This is a genomic window from Streptomyces europaeiscabiei, assembly GCF_036346855.1.
Taxonomy (GTDB): domain Bacteria; phylum Actinomycetota; class Actinomycetes; order Streptomycetales; family Streptomycetaceae; genus Streptomyces; species Streptomyces europaeiscabiei.
Genome location: NZ_CP107841.1, coordinates 1140398 through 1158922 on the forward strand (window position 1 = coordinate 1140398; position 18525 = coordinate 1158922).

The 18525-nt window shown below is 74.0% G+C and carries 14 protein-coding genes and 1 pseudogene; 4 read left to right on the forward strand and 11 right to left on the reverse strand.

The genetic code is table 11. The features are described from left to right. Positions 1-25 precede the first annotated feature (25 nt). From OG858_RS05230 to OG858_RS05255, 6 genes are all read right to left on the reverse strand, one after another. Entirely contained in the window at positions 26-607 is a 582-nt protein-coding gene (locus OG858_RS05230; RefSeq protein WP_086748357.1) for a hypothetical protein, read from the reverse strand. Next, a complete protein-coding gene (locus tag OG858_RS05235; RefSeq protein ID WP_319262143.1) occupies positions 604-1983 on the reverse strand; it encodes a hypothetical protein in 1380 nt (459 codons plus the stop codon). Before OG858_RS05235 ends, OG858_RS05230 begins: the two co-directional genes overlap by 4 nt. Beyond that, positions 1980-2786, reverse strand: coding sequence for an ABC transporter ATP-binding protein (locus tag OG858_RS05240; RefSeq protein ID WP_086748359.1), 807 nt, complete (start codon positions 2784-2786; stop codon positions 1980-1982). The genes OG858_RS05235 and OG858_RS05240 overlap by 4 nt, the downstream gene beginning before the upstream one ends. A 35-nt stretch (positions 2787-2821) precedes the next feature. Further along, on the reverse strand, positions 2822-3658 hold the full coding sequence (locus tag OG858_RS05245) for a zf-HC2 domain-containing protein (protein WP_328545108.1): 837 nt from the start codon (positions 3656-3658) through the stop codon (positions 2822-2824). Further along, positions 3655-4215, reverse strand: coding sequence for an RNA polymerase sigma factor (locus tag OG858_RS05250; RefSeq protein ID WP_086747432.1), 561 nt, complete (start codon positions 4213-4215; stop codon positions 3655-3657). Before OG858_RS05250 ends, OG858_RS05245 begins: the two co-directional genes overlap by 4 nt. Positions 4216-4422: 207 nt before the next feature. Continuing rightward, on the reverse strand, positions 4423-5421 hold the full coding sequence (locus OG858_RS05255) for an ArsR/SmtB family transcription factor (protein WP_256960280.1): 999 nt from the start codon (positions 5419-5421) through the stop codon (positions 4423-4425). Between the two features lie 59 nt (positions 5422-5480). Between OG858_RS05255 and OG858_RS05260 the strand changes: the two genes are divergently transcribed. From OG858_RS05260 to OG858_RS05270, 3 genes are all read left to right on the forward strand, one after another. After that, positions 5481-6692 carry an MFS transporter gene (locus tag OG858_RS05260; RefSeq protein WP_319314792.1) on the forward strand — a complete coding sequence of 404 codons (1212 nt, stop codon included), beginning with the start codon at positions 5481-5483 and terminating at the stop codon, positions 6690-6692. 329 nt (positions 6693-7021) lie between these two features. After that, positions 7022-7786 (forward strand): IclR family transcriptional regulator, encoded by a 765-nt coding sequence (locus tag OG858_RS05265; RefSeq protein ID WP_086747435.1) that lies wholly within the window; start codon positions 7022-7024, stop codon positions 7784-7786. 100 nt (positions 7787-7886) lie between these two features. Next, on the forward strand, positions 7887-9071 hold the full coding sequence (locus tag OG858_RS05270; protein ID WP_256960278.1) for a PP2C family protein-serine/threonine phosphatase: 1185 nt from the start codon (positions 7887-7889) through the stop codon (positions 9069-9071). Positions 9072-9105: 34 nt separating this feature from the next. On the opposite strand, the gene OG858_RS05275 is transcribed toward OG858_RS05270, so the two are convergent. The 5 genes and pseudogenes from OG858_RS05275 to OG858_RS05295 form a co-directional block, all read right to left on the reverse strand. After that, complete coding sequence (locus OG858_RS05275) at positions 9106-9714, reverse strand: DJ-1/PfpI family protein (protein ID WP_328545107.1); 609 nt, start codon at positions 9712-9714, stop codon at positions 9106-9108. Positions 9715-9928: 214 nt separating this feature from the next. Next, complete coding sequence (locus tag OG858_RS05280; RefSeq protein ID WP_328545106.1) at positions 9929-10807, reverse strand: GNAT family N-acetyltransferase; 879 nt, start codon at positions 10805-10807, stop codon at positions 9929-9931. 55 nt (positions 10808-10862) lie between these two features. Next, positions 10863-14258, reverse strand: coding sequence for a hypothetical protein (locus tag OG858_RS05285; protein ID WP_328545105.1), 3396 nt, complete (start codon positions 14256-14258; stop codon positions 10863-10865). Positions 14259-14340: 82 nt separating this feature from the next. After that, positions 14341-14913 (reverse strand): annotated as a pseudogene (locus OG858_RS05290) (iron chelate uptake ABC transporter family permease subunit); the annotation flags it as partial. Positions 14914-15802: 889 nt separating this feature from the next. Continuing rightward, positions 15803-15946 carry a hypothetical protein gene (locus OG858_RS05295; protein ID WP_256961145.1) on the reverse strand — a complete coding sequence of 48 codons (144 nt, stop codon included), beginning with the start codon at positions 15944-15946 and terminating at the stop codon, positions 15803-15805. Between the two features lie 456 nt (positions 15947-16402). Here OG858_RS05295 and OG858_RS05300 point away from each other — a divergent pair, with 456 nt between their 5' ends. Further along, on the forward strand, positions 16403-18517 hold the full coding sequence (locus OG858_RS05300; RefSeq protein WP_328545357.1) for a DUF4139 domain-containing protein: 2115 nt from the start codon (positions 16403-16405) through the stop codon (positions 18515-18517). The last annotated feature ends 8 nt before the right edge of the window (positions 18518-18525 follow it).

Sequence of the window (18525 nt, forward strand, 5' to 3'; positions counted from 1 at the left end):
GATCCGTACCGCCACGGATGATCCGCTACCGTCTCGGGCCCGCGAGAGCGTAGGCCGTCGTGCCGGTGACCGCGAGGGTCAGGGCCGTCCAGGTGGCCGTCGGGGTGCCGGGCGGCATGAGCATCCAGGTCACCGCCCGCATCGGCACACTCGTCGGGGGCGGGGCGAAGACCGAGAAGGACAGCCAGGCGATCGGCAGGGTCCACGCGTACTGCGCCCCGCACACCACCGCCCCGAGGGCGACGAGGCCCATCAGCCCCGCGCTGTCGCGGACGACGAACGCGGTCGTGGCCAGGTCCTCGCCCCCCACCGTCTGCACCGCGAGGAGTGCGGCGCATGCCACCGCGCCGATGAGCAGCACATGTGCCCCCCTGCGGGGCCGCCAGCGGATCGAGGCCGTGCGGTCCAGCGCGTGGTCCTGCCCGCCGAGCCCGATCGATGCCGCCGTCACCCCCGCCACGAGGACGAACACGGGCAGCTTCGGATCGGCCGGTCCCCCGCCCCCGTCCCGGGCGGCGAGTGCCCACACCGCCACCGCGCTGATCACCACCGCGGCGAGCGACGCGGGTACCTGCCGGGAGCGCGCGTACAGCGTCAGCCATCTCACCGGGGCGTACCGCCGTCCAGGACGTCGAGCGGGTCGCCCTCGCAGGAGAGGGCGGCGGTGTGGGCCGCCTTGACGCGTGCGACCTGTTCGGACCAGGGCAGCGCCTTGAGTTCCGTCAACACCGGTCGGGCCGCGGTGAGTTGCTCGCTCGACGCGAATATGGCCCCGTTGAACGGCCTGAGGTCCCCGAGGACCCAGCCCGCAGCCACGCTCTGCGCGGCGATCTCGCCGAGCGTGCCGCTCTCGTTGGTGCTGCGGGCGGAACAGAGCGGCACCATGCCCTGTGCGAGCAGGACCCGGGTCAGTTCCTCGCCCTTCGCGTCGGCGATCACGTTGTCGTCGAAGTCGACGAGCACGGACGTGCGGGACCGTTCCGGCGGGTCGAAGATCCCCCGTGGGGCGGTGCTCTCCCGGACGGACGTCGGTGCCTCGCCGCCGAGGACGTCCCGCAGCAGGCGGAGCGCCTTCTTTCCGGGATCCGAGAAGCCGGGAAGGCGGTCCTGGTGCGCCGTCGCCACGCACACCGGACCGTCGCACACCTGGGCTGCGGCGGCCTTGTCGACGACGTACGTCCGGCGCGGGTCCGGGGGAAGGACGAGCAGGGCGATCGCCGCGCCCGCCAGGACGGGTACCAGGGCGAGCAGGCGGGCACGCGGGGTGGCGGCGGCCAGCAGCGCGAGGCCGGTCGCGGCCATGCCGATCAGCCAGACCGTCTGGCCCAGGTGCACGGGGGCGGAGAGTGTGACGAACACGTCGCGGACCTCGTCCACCGCCGGTGACAGCAGTGCGACCCGGTTCGGCGCCGCGACCGACGGCACCTCCGAACTCGTCGTCACCCGCAGGAGGTTGACGAACACGAACGCGGCCACGGCCAGCGCGGGCGGCATCAGCGGGGAGGGGAGGAGGCGCCCGAGTCCCATGCCGAGGAAGGCCCCCGCGACCAGGGCGAGTCCGCCGACGAGTGAGATCGGCAGCCAGCCGAGGTGCGTGTACTCGGTGGCGCCGAGCACCTGGACCGCGCCCAGGAGGACGAGAAGCGCGAAGGCCGAGGCCAGCGTGATCGCCGTCGCGCCCGCGGTCGTGGCCGCGCGGTGCCGGGCAGGGCGTGGTGTGCTCGTCAGCAGCTCGGACATCCTCGAACGGTGGTCGCGCAGCCCCTGGAGGGCCCCGAGGGCGATGGCGAGCGGCCACATGACGGCCAGCAGGAAGCGGGTCCACAGGGCCATGGACGTCCACTGACTCGTCCACAGCTCGGTGCCCTTCCACCACGGTCCGCTCACCAGGTACAGAAACGTCAGGGCGACGGTGAGGGTCACGACGCCGGCCCAGGGGGCGACGGAGCGTCTCAGCTCGATGCGCAGGACACGGGCGTTCACCAGGTTCCCCTTTCCTGCCGGGGGTCGGCCAGCAGCGCCGAGTAGCCACGCTCCAGCGGGCTGTCGCCGACGTGCTCGGGTCCGCCCGCGGCGGCCAGTTCGTCCGGGGTGCCCTGGAAGACCAGCCGGCCCTCGGCGAAGAGCACCACATCGGTGCAGGCGACGGCGACGTCCTCCACCAGATGGGTGGAGACGACCACACAGGTGTCCGTGCCCAGTTCCTGCAACAGCTCGCGGAAGCGCAGCCGTTGGGCCGGGTCCAGGCCGACGGTCGGCTCGTCGAGGAGCAGGACCGCCGGATCGTTGACGATGGCCTGGGCGATCCCGACGCGCCGCACCATGCCGCCCGACAGGGATTTCATCCGGTCGTCGGCGCGGTCCGCGAGGCCGACCCGCTCGACCGCGCGCTGCACCGCCGCCGGGATGTCCGCTTTCGGTACCTCCTTCAGCCACGCCATGTACTCGACGAACTCGCGTACCGTGAAGCGCTTGTAGTAGCCGAACTCCTGCGGCAGATAGCCGATCCGGCGGCGCAGCGCCCGGTGTTCGCCCAGGCCTCCCGCGGACTCGCCTAGCAGTTCCAGGGTGCCCTCGGTGGGGCGCAGCACGGTGGCCAGCGCCCGGATGAGGGTGGTCTTGCCTGCCCCGTTGGGTCCGAGCAGGCCGTGCACGCCGGTGCCCAGCGACAGGTCGAGCCCGTCGACGGCCATTCGTTTCCGGCCGACCCTCACCTTCAGCCCCGTGGCCCGGATCTCCCAGGCGTAGGACGTCGGTGCGAGGTCGGCCGCGCTCACCGCGGACATCAAGATGTGTTCCTTCCGATGGTTCGTCGTTGCGTTCATCGATGGGTTCCCAGCACGGCGTACGCGCCCCTGCGGGCGATCACGACACCGATGCCGAGGGTGAGGATCAGGCCCCAGACGGGCAGTCCGTCCGTCTGCAGGGCGAGGGGCGTACGGCTGGTGGCCAGGGCCGGCGCCACGACCACGGCGGCCCACACCGCGATCAGCGCGAGGGCGGCCCGGGTCACGCCGAGGACTCCGCCGAGCGCCAGGGTCGTCGAGGTGAACGCCAGACAGGGCAGCAGCCACTGCGCGGCCGTCACCCCCGTCACCCAGCCGCCCGCCAGCAGCGCGGGCACGACGACGGCGAGCACGGACGCGGTGCGCCGCAGCACCAGGGGAAGCCCGGCCCTGGGCACGGAGGCCGTCAGCTCGTACGCCGGGTCCAGGCCGCGCGACCACGACGCCGCGACGCCGAGCACGGGCAGGACGGGGGCGAGGAGCAGCACCAGCGACACCTGCCCCGGGCCGGAGCCGTACCCCGTGCCGGTGTCGGCCAGGTCGAGCAACAGCGCGAGCAGTGTCACGCTCATGACCATCACCAGCCACGGCGCCATCGTGGGTGTCAGCCACCTCGACAACCGTGCCGACCAGCGCCGGCGGCGGGGCATCGTGGGGGTGGTGGCCAGCCGGGGCTGGAGGTCGGACCAGACGGTGCCGATCAGTGCCGCCACGTCGGGCGCGCTCGCCTCGGCAGCGGCCGACAGCCGGTCCCGGCAGGCCCGGCATCCCTCCAGATGGGCTTCCAGGGCCCACACCTCGTCGGCGGCGATGTCCTTGTCGCCGCGCGCGTAGCCGTCGATGAGGCGCGTCGACGCGTGTTCCACGCTCATGCCAGGGCCCTCCGCATCTCGGTCCGGGCCCGGCGGGCACGGGTCTTGACCGTGCCCTCGGGCACGCCGAGCAGGACCGCGGTCTCCCGGACGGACAGCCCGTCGAGCACCATGGCCTGCAGTACCTGTCTGAGTTCGGGCGCGAGGCGCCGCAGCGCGTCCCCGACGTCACCGCCGACGGTGGCCGCGAGCGCCTCGTCCTCGGCGGCCGGCGCCATGGGCAGCCCGGCGGCCGCGGGCGGCGGCTCCGCGTGGTGGGCCCTGCGGCGGAACGCGTCGACGAGACGGCGTGCCGCGATCGTCCACAGCCAGCCGACGGCGCTCCCGCCGACCGCGGCCCCGGCGAACGCGCCCGCCGCGCGCCACACCGCCAGATACGTCTCCTGCATGACCTCGGCGACGATCTGCTCGTCGGCGCAGCGGCGCCGCAGCCGAACCGCCAGCCATGGCGCGGTGCGCCGGTACAGCTCCTCGAACGCCGCACGGTCGCCCTTGGCCACGAGCCGGACGAGACGTTCCTCGTCCGGCTCGGCCGGTGCCTTCCTGACTGATCTCACACCGACTAGACGCGGGGCCCGGTCGCCGGGTTTTCCGTCGGACGTGATCCCCGTCACATCTCCGTCGCGCCCAGTGACGGGCGAGGTGTTCACCTCGCGAAGCGGTACTTCAGGTGGGTGGCGAGAGGGGTGTCGACCACCCGGACCGGTTCGAGGTCGCGGCGCCCCGCGCCCAGGTCGTCGGCCGGGTGGGCCGCCTGGTGGCGTTCAGCCGTCCGCCAGGGCCGCGCCCAGCGGCGTGTGTTCGTAGCGGACGGCCCGGCCGACGCGGGTGCGGGTGACCAGGCCGGCATCGCGCAGCACCGCCAGATGGCTGCCGACGGTGCCCAGGCTCAGGCCGAGCTGGGCGACGAGCTGAGTCGTCGTCGCAGGCACGTCCAGCGCGCGCAGCACGTCCGCCCGGCGCGGGCCGACCAGTCGGCTCAGGGCCTCGCCGCCCGGTGCACGCGCCACAGGGCCGAGCAGGTCCGCGATGCCCCGGGCGGGATAGACCAGGGCGTAGGGCCATGGCGGTTCGGTGTAGCTGATCAGGGTGCCGAACACCGTCGGCATCAGGAGCAGGCCCTTGCCGGCCAGCCTGTGCCGGTCCCACTCGGTACGCGAACCCGTGCGCACCTCGATGGTCCCGACCTGCCCCTCGGAGCGCCAGCTCACCCGCGGGTCGAGATCGGACAGCGCTGCCGCCCAGCCGTACATCGCCAGGTACCCGGCGCGGCGGACCAGGTCACGCTCCAGCACCGCCCGCAGCCGCGGCCAGTCCGGCTCGACCAGGGCCTGCCAGCTCGCCTCGAGCGCGTCGGCGAGTCGGGTGACCACGTCCGGCGCGTCGAGGATGCGCTGCACGTAGCGAGGTGGCGTCCGCAGCCCGGCCAGGTTGCGGGCCAGTTCCAGGCGTGCACGGAGCAGTGGCGTTGCGCGTACGGCGGCCAGCTCGGCAGCGAAGTCGCCACCGGAGCCCGACGGCGGCGGATGGATGAAGTCGGCGTTGTAGCCGCCGCGGCGGAACAGCGCCGTCAGCGCCCCGACCGTGGGCACCTGCCGGCGCAGCCGCTCGTACCGGGGCGCGATGCGCTCGGCCCACGGCCGGAGCGGGCCGGCGGCCTGCACACCGGCTGCGACGCGCAGCGCCTGCATCGCCTCGCCCAGCGGCGAGATCGCGTAGCGGGTACGCGCCACGTCGACGGGTCCCACCTCGATGGCCAGCATGTTTTGCCTCCACACGAAAGCATAGTCACCGTGGCCGGGCAGCCGTGATGCTGTCGGCCATGACCACCACGTCCGTCGCGCCACGCCCGGCCACCTACCGCGAGGTGTTCGCCGTGGGCCAGTTCCGCGTGCTGTTCGGCAGCTACACGCTCTTCCTGATCGGCGAGACGGTGCGGATACTCGCACTGTCCGTGACCGTCTACGCGGCAACCGGGTCGCCGTTGATGTCGGCGCTGGCGTATGCGGCAGGATTCCTGCCCTATGCCCTGGGCGGCGCACTGCTGCTGGCCCTCGCCGACCGCCGGCCCCCGCGAACGGTCATGATCGGCTACGAGGTGCTGCGCGCCGCGGTCAGCGCCGTGCTCGCCGCCGGTCTGCTGCCCGTACCGGCCATGCTGGCGCTCGTGTTCGTCACCGGTATACCCAGCGCCGTCGCCTCCGCTTCGCGCACCGCCCTTCTGCCCGACCTGCTGGACGGCGACCGCTACGTGCTCGGCCGGGCCGTGTTCTCCATGACGGCCGGCGGCACGCAGGTGCTCGGCTTCGCCGCCGGCGGCATGCTGATCGCCGCTGTCGGCGCGCCGGGCGCGCTCTGGATCACCGCCGCGACCTGCCTGGCCTCGGCAGGCCTGCTGCGGCTGTGCCTGGCCGACCACCCACGCCGCCGCACCGGCGGTTCGGCCGGCATCGGCGAGACCTGGCAGGTGAACCGGGCGCTGCTGCGCCGGCCTGCGGTCCGGGCGCTGCTGCTGGCGCAATGGCTGGCACCGGCGCTGATGGTCGGCGCCGAGGGCGTGCTGGTCCCGTACGCCGCGCGGGTCGGCGCGCCTGACGCGGCCGGTCTGCTGTTCGCAGCGGTCGCCGCCGGGATGTTCGCCGGCAACCTGGTCGTCGGCCGCCTGGTGCGCCCTGCGGGCCGGGAGCGCCTGGCCGGACCCCTCGCGCTTGCGCTCGGATTGCCACTGCTGGGGTTCGCGCTGTGCCCAGCACCGGGATACGCCGCCATCCTGCTGACAGTGTCCGGTTTCGGCGTCGCCTACCAGCTCGCGCTGGCCCCCAGGTTTCTCGACGCGGTGCCCGAGACGCAGCGTGGTCAGGCGTTCGGCCTGCTGCTGACCGGAACGATGACGCTGCAGGGCCTCGCCGCGGCAGCCGGAGGCGCGCTGGGCGAGGTCGTGGCCCCGGCGCTGGTCGTCACACTGGCCGGCGCGGCCTCGGCCATCGCCGCCCTGATGTCCTGGCGAACGCTGTCGCCCACACGGCGCCCCTGACCGCGGCCCACGCACGACTGGACGCGGTGGCACACCGTGTCGACGGAGTGGACGCCCGGCCATGTGCGCTTCTTCGTGGGACGGCCGGCACGTGGGGCACGACACCCGGGACGTGCCGGGCCCGCCCCTGTCGTGGGTGCTGCGGAACGAGAGCGCTCCGCAGGGGCCGGGCACGGCTCCCGGCAGCAGCGCCCAGCTCGACATCAGGATGGGTCGCCGCCTACGCGTACGGATGGAACGATCGACTTGTCCCTACCGGGGGCGGCGAGGGCGCCGGGTCCGGCCGGCCGGAGCTTGCCCGCGCCGCGCGCCCGGCGCACGCTGGTCGTATGGCTGCGCACGACGGTCCCGGCCCCACGCTCATCACGTCCGTGCAGCGGGCCTTCCGCCTGCTGGAGGCGGTGAGCGCGCACGAGAACGGCGCGCCGGCGAAGCAGCTGGCCCGTGAGACGGGGCTGCCCCTGGCCACCGCTTATCACCTGCTGCGGACCCTGGTCCACGACGGATACCTGCGGAAGCTGGGCGACGGCGGGTTCGTCCTGGGCGACAAGGTGCAGGCGCTGCACACCACCGGCCGGGGGCAGGCGCTGCTCAGCCGGGTCCGTCCGACGCTCGCCGCGCTGCGGGACGAGCTGACCAGCGCCGCCTACCTCACCTTCTACGAGGACGGCGAGATCCGGGTCGCCGAGATCGTGGACAGCCCCCGCGCACCCCGGGTCGACCTCTGGGTGGGGTTCGAGGACGCCGGGCACGCCACCGCGCTGGGCAAGTCGGTGCTGCGCGAGCTGGACGAGGAGTCCCGCAGGGACTATCTCTCCCGGCACCACCTGGCGGATCTCACCCCGCGGACCATCACCGACGCCCCGGAGCTGCTCCGGCGGCTGGACTCCTCCCCCGTGGCGCCGGCCGTCACGGATCTGGAGGAGTACGCCCTCGGGACGGTCTGCATCGCGGTTCCCGTGTACAGCGGGGACACGCTCGGCTCGCTAGGTGTCTCGCTGCGGGCGGACCGGCTCTCCCGGCTGCAGGAGGTCCGGGAGCGGCTTCTCCCGATCGCGAGCCGCGTGACCAGGGGCCTGTCACTCACTATCTGAAAACCGTGACCTTGTGACGCCCGAGCCGATCCCCTTTCCTGGATGAAACGGACAATTCTGAGCTTAGGCTCCACTCACAAGTGAGGATCGCGGGCGATACATGAGTCAGACCCGAGAGCACGGCGCCGGCCACGGGCCGATCCGGATCCGGCCGTCCAGGAAGCGGGTGTCCGTCCCAGGGAGGCCGGCCCGCAATCGTGTCGCCGCGCAGTTGGCCTCGGGCACGCCCGTACTGCCTGTGCTGATCGTTTCCGTGATCGTGGTCGTCGGTCTCCTCTGCGGAGCCGGGCTGACCTGGCTGCCGCTGCTCGCCGCGGGGCCCGCGCTGGCCGCCACCACCAGCGGGCCGCGCGGGGTTCTCTGCGTGGGTCTCCTCGCCGGAGTGCTGGGCGCGATGCTCGGAGTCCGGGACGGTGCGCCGGGCCGCGAGCTGGCTTCCGTACTGTCCGCGCTGGTGGCGGTCACCCTGGCGAGCGGCCTGGCCAGCGCGTTGCGCGGGCGGCGCGAGCGGGTGCTGGCGGCCGTCCGCTCGGTCGCCGAGGCCGCCCAGCACGCGCTGCTCCAGCCGGTACCGGCGACCGTCGGCCCGTTCCAGGTGGCCGTCCGCTACAGCGCCGCAGCCGCCGAGGCCCGTATCGGCGGGGACCTCTACGCCCTGGTGCCCACCCCGTACGGGGTTCGGCTGATCGTCGGCGATGTGCGCGGCAAGGGGCTGCCCGCGGTCGGGATAGCCGCTCTGGTGCTCGGGGTCTTCCGCGAGGCGGCGTACGAGGAGCCCGATCTCCTCGCCGTCGTCGACCGGATCGAGCGGAGTCTGGCCCGCAACCTCAGCAGCGACGACTTCGTCACCGCCGTGGTCGCCGGACACCCCCGGCCGGGCTGTCTGGAACTGGTCAACTGCGGTCACGCGCCCCCGCTGCTGGTGCGCGACTCCGCGGTCGTGGCGGTGGAGCCCGCCTGCCCGTCCCCGCCGCTGGGGCTGCGCGCCCTCACGGGCGAGACCCCCGGTCTGCAGACACTGCACTTCGCCGACGAGGATCAGTTGCTGCTCTACACCGACGGCGTCACGGAGGCCCGCGACCGCGACCGCGAGTTCTACCCGCTCGCCGAGAGGCTGGCGCACCACCTGTCCGACGAGCCGGCCCACACCCTCACAGCCCTCCACGACGAGCTGCTCACGCATGTGGGAGGCCGGCTCCATGACGACGCGGCCCTGCTCCTGCTCCGCAGGCCGACCGCTCCCGAGGCGGCCGTGGTCGCGAGCGGCGCTCGGTCTCGGCCATGACCTCGGGCGGCCCGCCGGTGGTGGCCTCGGCCCGTCAGCGCAGCGCGACCTCACCCGCCCGGACGGCACCCATGGCCCGCTCGACGGTCCGCTCGTTCTCGCCGACCGGAGCGACGTAGTCGAGGACGTCGCGTGCGGCGTCGTCCCCGAGCGCCCGGGTGATCACCCATGTGGCGAGGTACTGGGACGCCAGGCAGCCGCCGGCCGTGGCGATGTTCCCCTCGGCGTGGAACGGCTCGTCCAGCACGGTGACACCCCGGGCCTCGACGAACGGCCGGCTCGTCCTGTCCGTGCACGCCGGCATGGAGTCCAGCAGGCCGAGCCGGGCGAGCACCAGTGCGCCGGAGCACTGCGCGCCGATCAGCTGCCGTGAGGGGTCGAGCGGCAGCCTGGCGATCAGCCGGTCGTCGGCGACGACGTCGCGTGCCTTCACCCCGCTGCCGATGAGCACGACATCGGCCTCGGTCACGAACTCCATCGGGCGCTGCCCGGTCACCTCGACGCCGTTCATCGACGTGACCACCGGCGTCGGTGTCGTGACGAAGGCTTCCAGGCCGTCCCTGCGGCACCGGTTGATCAGCGCCGAGGCGATGAAGCTGTCGAGCTCGTTGAACCCGTCGAAAGTGACCACGGCTACCTGCATCACAACTCCTCACGTACAGCACCGGGCCGTCAGTCTCACCGACGCGCCGCTCCGCGACGAGTGCCAATCAGCGGTGAGTGGCATGCCTGCCACGGTTGCCCCCCGCCCCGACCGCCGTTCGCCACGAGCCGGTGGAGGGGGCTCCCGGGCCTCGAAGCCGAGGCGCTCGTACAGCCGGTTCGCCGCGGGTGGCGGCACCGCGGTGCTCGACAGCTCAACCTGCTTGCGGCCCGGCGCACGGGAAGTCGTACACGGCGAAGTCGGTGACCGGGACATAGCCGATGCGCTGGTAGAGGGCGTTGCTGGTGGGGTTGGCCAGGTCCGCGAAGAGCAGGACCTCCTTCGCACCCGCGTCGAGCGCGGCACGGCTCGCCTCGGTGGTCACGGCACTCGCGTAGCCGCGGCCGCGCAGGTGGGCCGGGGTGTAGACGGGGGCCACCCGGATCTGGCCGGCGGTCATCGGGGTCAGGCCCGCCATGGAGACGGGCGTGCCGTCCGGGGTCTCCCACAGGGTGACGTGCCGGTCGGCGAAGCGGGCGGCGGCCCGGGAGCCGACGTCGGCGGAGGGTGTCTCTCCGATGGCGGCGACGAACTCGTGGTGCCAGCGGACGAGTTGCTCGCGGTCCTGCCCGCCCGCGACGCGGCCCCGGCCCGCCGGGAGCGGCCGCGGTGGAGTGAGCGTGCCGAGGCGGTAAAGACGTTGCCGTTCGCGGAGGGTCGAAGCCGCGCCCGTGTGCCGCTGCCAGGCGCGTGCGAAGGCGGTGGCGGTGGCGTGGTCGGCACTGACGCCGGGGAGGGGATGGCCGAGGCCGGCCAGCCGGGCGGCGAGGGCGTCGGCCTGCCCGGGGGTGAGGGGGGTGAGGGTCAGGCGGTGGGGCGGGGTGCGGAAGAAGGTGGCGTGGACCTCGCCGTCCCGTTCCAGCCGGCCGAGAACGGGGGCTCCGGCGCCGTACGCGTCCGCCCCGCTGGTGCGCAGTGTCTCGGTGACCGTCAGCTGCATGGTGTGCGCGGCGGGACGCGAGCGCAGGAAGTCTCCGGCGCGGGCGAGGAAGTCGTCGACGTCTTCGGTGAGGTGCCAGTCGTCCGGGCTCATGCTCGATGACTCCCTGTTCCCGTGAGTGTGCTCTCTCTTTCCTGGCGCCGGGAGGTCATTCGTTCTCCGTCATGGTCGTGTACGCCTCGTGGCGTACGTCGGTGTTCGCGTGCCGGCGCAGCAGGCGCAGCAGCGACCGCCACTCCTCGGGCCAGCCGAGAGCACCGCCCGTTCCCTTCACCAGGCCGACCGCCAGCAGGCCCGCCGCGGTACCGCCGTCTCGGGCGAAACGGTCGGCCGCGGTCAGCAGGGCTTCGGCACGCCGCGGATGAGCGAGATGTGCCGAGGACGGTCGCAACCGATCGGACGTGTGTACCGCGACGGTCACCCCGGCACCCTCGAAAGCGTCCGCGAGGTCGCGCAGTCGTTCGAGCAGCGCGGCCGGCTCCACGGTGAGGTCGATCAACTGGCCGAGCAGGCAGGCGCGTTCGGTTGCCAGCAGCGGCTCCGGCGCGAGCTGTTCCGCGACCGCTTCGAGCAACTCGGGGCGCGCTGCGTCGGCGTAGCCGAACGACGTCAGGTGCCGGAGCCGCTGCAGCGCCGGCAGATCCCGGCCCTCCACGGCGTCACTGCCGCCCTCCGTCGTGCGCGTGGCGGCCAGCAACTCGGCCACCGCACCGTGGAACGCACTGCCCGGGGCGGCACCGCCCACGGGATGCGGCAGCTCGGAGACGGCCAGATCGCGCAGCACCCACCCCGCGGACCGCCAGTGAGCACGCTCGCCGAGGTCGCAGACGGTACGGGAGATACGGACGGCCAGCTCGGGTGCGTAGCGGCACCACACCCCCATGGCGCGCAGCAGGGCATAGCCACCCCCGAAGCCCTCGGTGGGCGTGAGGGACGTCTCGTACGCCGCGACGACCACGGCGGCGTACGCGCGGCGATGCACTTCGGCCAACTCCCAGGGCGTGACGGCCAGGAAGGCTTCGTGTACGGCCTGGGCGTCGTCGCGTGCGACGTCGTCGAGCAACTGCCAGGCCTCCGGTTCGCCGAGCAACGGCGGCAGGGCACGGACGACGGCGGCCCGCACGTCCGGGTAGCGGTCGGGGGCGTGGAAGGTGGTCGCCAGCAGGGACACCGCCCGCCGGGGCGGCAGGAAGCGCGCGGCGAGCCGTACGGCCTCCTTGCGGGAGGTGACCTTCGCGGGCCGCTCCCCGGTGAGCAACGCGCCCAGCGCGAGGGCGAGTTCGGACGGTGCGGTGAAGCGCGCGGCGCGTGCCGCCGCGTACACGGCGACCCTGGCCCGGTCACTGCCCGCCTGCTCCAACAGCGCCGGCAGGGTGTCGTGGGGCCGGTCGGTCCAGGGCAGCGCGCCGAGCGCGGCCTCGGCGACGATCACGTCCGTGTCGTCCTTGTGCGCGAACGCCAGGGCCCTGCCGAACTCGGGCACCGGGGCCGCGGCCCGGATCAGGGCGGCCCGCTCGTCGAGCGGAAGCGCATCGTCCGCGACGGCCCGACCGGCCAGCCGGACCGCCGCCCGCTGCTGGCGGGGCAGCCACCGGTCGCTGTCACCGAGGTCCGGCAGCGGGCGCCGGGCCCCGTCCACCAGGAAGCGGCCGTACGGCGGGGAGGCGTCGAGCAGGGTGTCCAGCAGGTCCGTGCGCCTCCGGCCCAGCACCCGCCGTACGGGCGGCAGAACGACCGACGACGGTTCGAGCGCGACGATCCTGGCGACCCGTTCGTCGCGGGTCGCAGGTGCGGCCAGCCACAGTTCGGCAGCCGCCCGGAACGTGTCGTCGTCGCCGCGTTCCAGGGCCGTGGCCAGCCCGTCCTGCAGCTCGACCACCTGTCGGGCGCGCGGTCCCAGCGCGGCGGCCAGGCCCAGCAGCAGCCGGAAGTCGGCCCGCGCGGCCCCGGCGTCGAGCCGGGGGCGCAGAGCCTCGAACACCTGGTGTTCCTGGCCCCGCCGCAGGACGCGGTGGAGCGGGCCGAGGTCGGGTACGCCGACGCGGCTCGTGATGCGCTCCAGAGTGCGCAGCGCCCAGTGCCGCAGGGCCGTCGCCCCGTCCGTGGCGTGCTCGACGAGCAGCCGTACGGCGAGGGTACGCAGTGCCGTCATCGTGTCGGCCGAACTGTCCCTCGCCTCCAGGGCGTCGGTGGCGATCGTGTCCAGCAGCGGGGCGTGGTCGGGGCCGAAGAGCCGCGGGTGTGCTTCGGCGAGTGCGCCGAGCGCGGCGGCGCGTACCGAGTCCCGGTCGTTGCGCAGGCGGCGGCCCGCCGTGGTCAGCAGTTCGGTGATCGCCTCCCGGCTGCCGTCGCGGGCGGCGCAGGCCACGAACAGTGGCCAGACGGTGGCCCGGTCGTCGGCGTCGGACCGCCCGATCGCGGCGAGCAGTTCGGGACGTGCCTCGTAGATCGGGCCGTGGGCGAGGGTGTCGAGGTCGTCCCACCAGTAGTTGGTGCCGTCGAACTCGGCCGCGGCCCGCCGGACTTCCGCCCAGCGGCGCTCGCGGGGCAGCAGGCCGAGGACGCTCAGCGCCAGGTTCCACTGTGTCCCTCCGTCGGCGACCCCGTCCACGAACGCGGGACGCTTGCCGGGTGGTATGGCTTTCACCAGCGCGGCGAAGTGGACCCGGCGGTTCAGCCAGTGACGGCCCAGCGCGGTCAGCGACGCGGGCTCGGCCCGCACGAGCCTGTGCAGCACTCCGGGCGGCGGTACCGGCTCGTGGCGCTGTTCCCGGCGGTCGGGGGAGGTGATCCAGCGGATCACGCGTTCGGCGTCGGCGGTGGCCAGGGGGCCGAGCCCGTTGTTGAGCGCGGGCGGCAGACTGCCGGGGCCGTGGCGCTCCAGCAGGGTGAGTACCCGCTCGGGACGCAGGGGCGCGAGTGCCGCGACCGTGGTGGCGTGCAGGCGCCACCAGTCGTCCCGCTGTTGTCCGTCGGCCCGGTCGGCCAGGGTCTGCTCGGCGTGCTCCAGCACCGGGTCCGGATGCCGGGACGCGAGCCGCGTCCAGCCGTCGACGGCGTGCGCCAGCCCCGGCAGCTCCCGTGCCACGAAAGGGGTGGAGCAGGCCGGCAGCAACCGCGCGGCCTCGACGTCGCCCCACTCCGCGCGCAGTCGCGTCACCAGCCGCTCGGCGAGTTCGGTACGGCCTCCCGCGGCGAGCAGTCGGGCCAGCCGCTGCCGCTGCACGGCCGGTGCGTCGTCGTACGCCGCTTCCACCGCCCGGTCCGGTACGGGCAGGTCGCGTGCGGCGCGTTGCGCGTACCCGGCGACGACCGGGTCGGGGTCGGCCAGCCGCTCCGCGAGGAATCCCACGTCCCGTCCCACGAGGGCCGCCAAGGCCGCGAGCCGCCGCTCGTACGGTCCGCGCCCGTCCAGCTCGGTCAGGAGCGGGGAGAGCATCCCGTCGTCCGCGAGCCCGCGTGCGGTCCGCGCCGTCAGGGTCAGGCGAGCGGGGAACGGCAGCGGTTCGAGGGCGGAGAGCAGCTGCTCCGCGGCGGTCGGCATGCGCCGATTGTGCCCGGCAAGATCCGTTCAGGCGATCGAATAAGCGAGGGCGGGCGCGGCCCCGGGCGGCAGCCGCGTGCGGTTACCGCCCGCTCCGCACCAGTAGATGGAGGCAGTACGGCGTGCCGATCACCGCCGTCATCAGGTCGGCGCCCGGCTGGGCCGGGGCGTTCACCGTACGGCCGAGGAGGTCGGCCGCGCAGACGAGACAGGCGCCGAGGAGGACGGCGACAGGGACCACCCGTCCGTGCCGTCGGCCCACGAGGGCGCGCGCCGCGTGCCGTGCCACGAGTCCCACGAAGCCGATGGTGCCGACCGAGGCGACGGCGGTCGCGCTGAGCAGGACGCCCACCACCAGGAACCCGAGTCCGGCCCGGGACAACCGCAGGCCCAGGAGCCGAGGGGTGTGTTCGTCCAGGAAGACGAGGTCCAGCTCGGTGCGGCGGGCCACCGCGACGACGAGGCCCAGCGTCAGCACCGACGCGACGGGCAGGACGTCCGGCGTGGTCCGGCCGTACGTCGAACCGGACAGCCGGGTCAGCGCCTTGGCGGCGTTGAACGGGTCGGTGAGCACGATGAGCCGGCTGATCAGTGCGGTGGTGCCGGTGCCCACTCCGATGCCGACGAGGACCAGCCGGTTCTGCTGGTAGCCACCTCCGGTTTCAGCCGATCTGCCACGATCCCTGATCCCGAACCCCAGACCCCTGATCCCGAACCCCAGACCCCGGACCCCGGGCCCCGGAGCGGCGCAGCGGTTGCGGGCGGGACGGGCGGCGCCCCGCGTCATGGCATCGAAGACCGGAGCCTTCGTGCGTACGCGGGCCCGGCCGTTGATCCCAGGGCCTCCGTGCTGCCGGGGATCAGATGCAGCAGGCCTGCGTGCGGGGTGTCGACGATGGCGTGGAGGCTGTCGCCCCTCCGGTTCCCGGGGCGGTCGGGCAGGGCCTTCGCGCAGGGACCGACGACGCCTGACACCCGGCACCTCCCCGCGGGGGGAGACATCGCAGCCCCCGCGCGCCGGAGGTGGCCGGCGGGCAGCACGGCGGGCGGGCCGGTACGCCCGGTCCTGGCCGGTGAGCCGGTCGTGGGCCTTCTCCAGCACCACGGGCCAGGGCTCACCCGGAGGTTCACGCAACCCGTCGCACAACCCAGCCCCCTCGGCCACGGCCTCCGGTCCGGCCCTGTCCGTCTCTGTCCCTGTCCCTGCCCCTGTCCGTCTCCCTGCCCCTGTCCGTCTCCCTGCCCCTGTCCCTGTCCCTGCCCGCCTCCCTGTCCCTGTCCCTGTCCGCCTCCCTGCCCCTGCCCCTGTCCCCGGGTCTCGCGATCGGGACGCGGCCGGCCCAGGAGGTCGGGTCCGGTCCCACGATCGTCCACGTGCCGCCTCGTGCGCCGCCGGGCGAAGCTGCGGCCAAGGCCACGGGCCTGCGCACCGGCTCCCCCGCGCAGGCCTCGCCCAGGCCTCGCTCACGCCAGACCGAACCTCTCGGCGTGCACCTGCAGGTGGGGAACTCCCAGGCCGCGCGGGGCGCTGAGCACGGCCGAGGTCATCGCACGGCGGCGTGCAGCCCGAAGAACTTGGCAACCGTGAGCACCCCGTTCTTGCCGGTCCCGGCCGTGATGAACAGAACCTCGACGATCACCAGGTTGACCAGGACGAACGTCCACAGTGCCCAGCGCGCGGCGACCACCGGAAGTACGGTGCCCGGACGGACGGTTGGTGAGTTCGCAGCCCCCATGACTCGCCCTGGCGGATCGAGGCCGGAACGTGCGGCTGAGTACGCGCGCCGGTCCTCGAAACCGCGCGTACCGACGGCCGACCTCACCTCGACGGACGACCTCTACCCCGACAGCCGACCTCACCGGGCACGCGCGCTGGAAGGCCTACCCGAGGAAGAGTTGTTTCACGCCCCGACAGGCCCGCGCCACGCTCTGAACGTCAGTTCCATACCTTGGCGGAGTGCGTCCAGGCCCGGACCGCCGACGGCGACGGCCAGGTCGGCCGGCCTGGGAGGTCCGTGGACCCGCCGCGGCAGCGCCTGGGCCCTGCCCTGTGGACCGGGGCGCCGGCCTCCTGAGGCGACGCGAACGTGCGGACCGGCCGGGCGTAGGCTTCGCTCAGCATGGACACGGCGGGGGTGGAGCACATGACGGCTGAGCCGACACAGAGGTGGGGGTCGACCCTCGATTCGGTCGTGGTGTACGCGCAGGGCGCGGTCTGCCGCCGCCTGGCCCGTGGCATCGTGCCGCCCGACGGCCGGATACGGGTGACGGGACTGCCCCGCTCGCTGGACCCGGGTTCGCTGCGGGCCCGTGTCCTGGGCGCCCCCGGGCTACGTGTCACCGAGGCCCGGGTGGACGTCGAGGCCGAGCCGCTCAGTGCGGGCACGACCGACGAGTTGCGGCGCGAGGTCGATCGCCTGCGGGACGAGTATGCGGCGGCACAGGGACGCCGGGACCGGCAGTTGAGCCTGATCGAGGAGGTCAGGGCACTCCACCCGGTCCCACCTGCCCGCAAGCGCGAGGACCCGCACCGCCGCACCCCGGTCGACGCGTGGCTGGAGCTCGCGGACTTCGTCGACGAGAGGCTGGCCGGACTGCACACCCGCCTCGTCGAACTGGAGGAGGCGCTGCACCACGTCGGGCACGAGCTCACCGTCGCCGCCGACAGGCTGGCCCGCGCCTCCACCGACGCACCGTCGGCGTATGTGGAGACCACGGTCAGCGCGGTCCTGACCCTCGTCGGCGCCGACGACGCGGAGCCGGAGGTGGAGCTGGAGTACGGGGTGCCGGGCGCCGTCTGGGTACCGACCTACCGTCTCACGCATCGTCAGGGCGACGGCACCGGCCGTCTGGTGCTGCGGGCCTCGGTCGCCCAGCGGACCGGCGAGGACTGGACCGGCGTGCGCATCGCCCTGGCCACCGCCGATCTTCGGCGCCGTACCGACCTGCCGAGGCTCCGCTCGATCCGGATCGGACGCCGTCAGCCCGCCCCCGCACCCTCCGGCTGGCGCGAGCCTCCGGCCGGGCTCGCCGACCTGTTCACCGGGTACGAGGCAGCCGGCCCCCGCCCTGCCACGTCCTCCGCACCCGCGGCTGTCGTGGTCGGCTCCGCGTCCGTGGGTGCCGCGGGCGGCTTCGCGTCCACGACTGTCGTGTCCGGTCCCGTTCCGCCACCGCCGCCTCCCCCGGCACCGCAGGGCTACGGCGGTCCAGCCGCCGCGGTCCCGGCGCCCGGCGCCGCGTACGGCCCCGCCCCGACGTCGTTCGGCGGCGAGATGGCCGCCTTCGCGCAGGCGGCCCCCTCGCGACCGGCAGGCCGGCCACGGACCGGCGGGAGCTCCTTCGCGGGTGCCCCCGCCCCCATGGCGCCCGCGGCTCCCGGTCGGGCCGCACCGCCACCCCCTCCGGCACCGGTGGCCGGTCCGCCGCAGCCGAGCGACGCCGAGCTCGACTACGCCGCCCTCGTCCTGAGCGGCCCCGACGAGCACGGCAGTCGCAGAGGCCGGCTGTTTCCCGACTCTCCCTTCGACCCGGTGGCGGCCGAGTACCGCCGCCGCGCCGAAGCGGTGGCCGCGCTGCCGCTGCCCGGACAGGCCGTGCGGCCCCGGGAGTCGGCGGGTTCCTTCGACCACCGCTTCGATGCCACCGCCCGCGCCGACATTCCGTCGGACGGCACCTGGCACACCGTCACCGTCGGTGAGATCCCGGTCGGCCTGCGCACCGAGTACCTCTGCGTGCCGTCCGTGGAGCAGACCGTGTACGCGACGTTGGTGCTCTCCAACGCCACCGACCAGGCACTGCTGGCCGGACCGGTGGAGGTCACCGTCGACGACGACTTCCTGCTGACCGCCGCACTGCCCACGCTCGCACCCGGCGGTGTCCGCCGGGTGGGCCTCGGGCCGGCCGAGGGCATCCGGGTCACCCGTCGTACGAACCTGCACGAGTCGACCTCGGGCCTGCGCAACAACACCACCGTGCTCGACCACCGCGTCCACGTGGAGCTGGCCAACCGGCTCGCGGGGCCCGTCACCGTCGAGGTCCGCGAGCGGGTGCCGGTCACCTCCGAACCGGGCGTCCGGATCGACGAACGAGCCGACTGGACGACACCCGAGGAAGGCACGGGGCCCGATCGCCACGCCCCGGGCACCCGCGTCTGGCGCCTGGACCTGCCCGCAGGCTCCACAGCCGCCCTCGACGGCGGCTACGAGATCCGCATCCCGACCGGCAAGGCCCTGGCCGGCGGCAACCGCAGGAGCTGACACACGCC

Coding starts and splice junctions, on each gene's coding strand:
- OG858_RS05240 (WP_086748359.1), bottom strand. CDS start 2,786: ATGTCCGCGGTGAGCGCGGCCGACCTCGCACCGACGTCCTACGCCTGG.
- OG858_RS05245 (WP_328545108.1), bottom strand. CDS start 3,658: ATGAGCGTGGAACACGCGTCGACGCGCCTCATCGACGGCTACGCGCGC.
- OG858_RS05255 (WP_256960280.1), bottom strand. CDS start 5,421: ATGCTGGCCATCGAGGTGGGACCCGTCGACGTGGCGCGTACCCGCTAC.
- OG858_RS05260 (WP_319314792.1), top strand. CDS start 5,481: ATGACCACCACGTCCGTCGCGCCACGCCCGGCCACCTACCGCGAGGTG.
- OG858_RS05265 (WP_086747435.1), top strand. CDS start 7,022: ATGGCTGCGCACGACGGTCCCGGCCCCACGCTCATCACGTCCGTGCAG.
- OG858_RS05270 (WP_256960278.1), top strand. CDS start 7,887: ATGAGTCAGACCCGAGAGCACGGCGCCGGCCACGGGCCGATCCGGATC.
- OG858_RS05275 (WP_328545107.1), bottom strand. CDS start 9,714: ATGCAGGTAGCCGTGGTCACTTTCGACGGGTTCAACGAGCTCGACAGC.
- OG858_RS05280 (WP_328545106.1), bottom strand. CDS start 10,807: ATGAGCCCGGACGACTGGCACCTCACCGAAGACGTCGACGACTTCCTC.
- OG858_RS05285 (WP_328545105.1), bottom strand. CDS start 14,258: ATGCCGACCGCCGCGGAGCAGCTGCTCTCCGCCCTCGAACCGCTGCCG.
- OG858_RS05300 (WP_328545357.1), top strand. CDS start 16,403: ATGACGGCTGAGCCGACACAGAGGTGGGGGTCGACCCTCGATTCGGTC.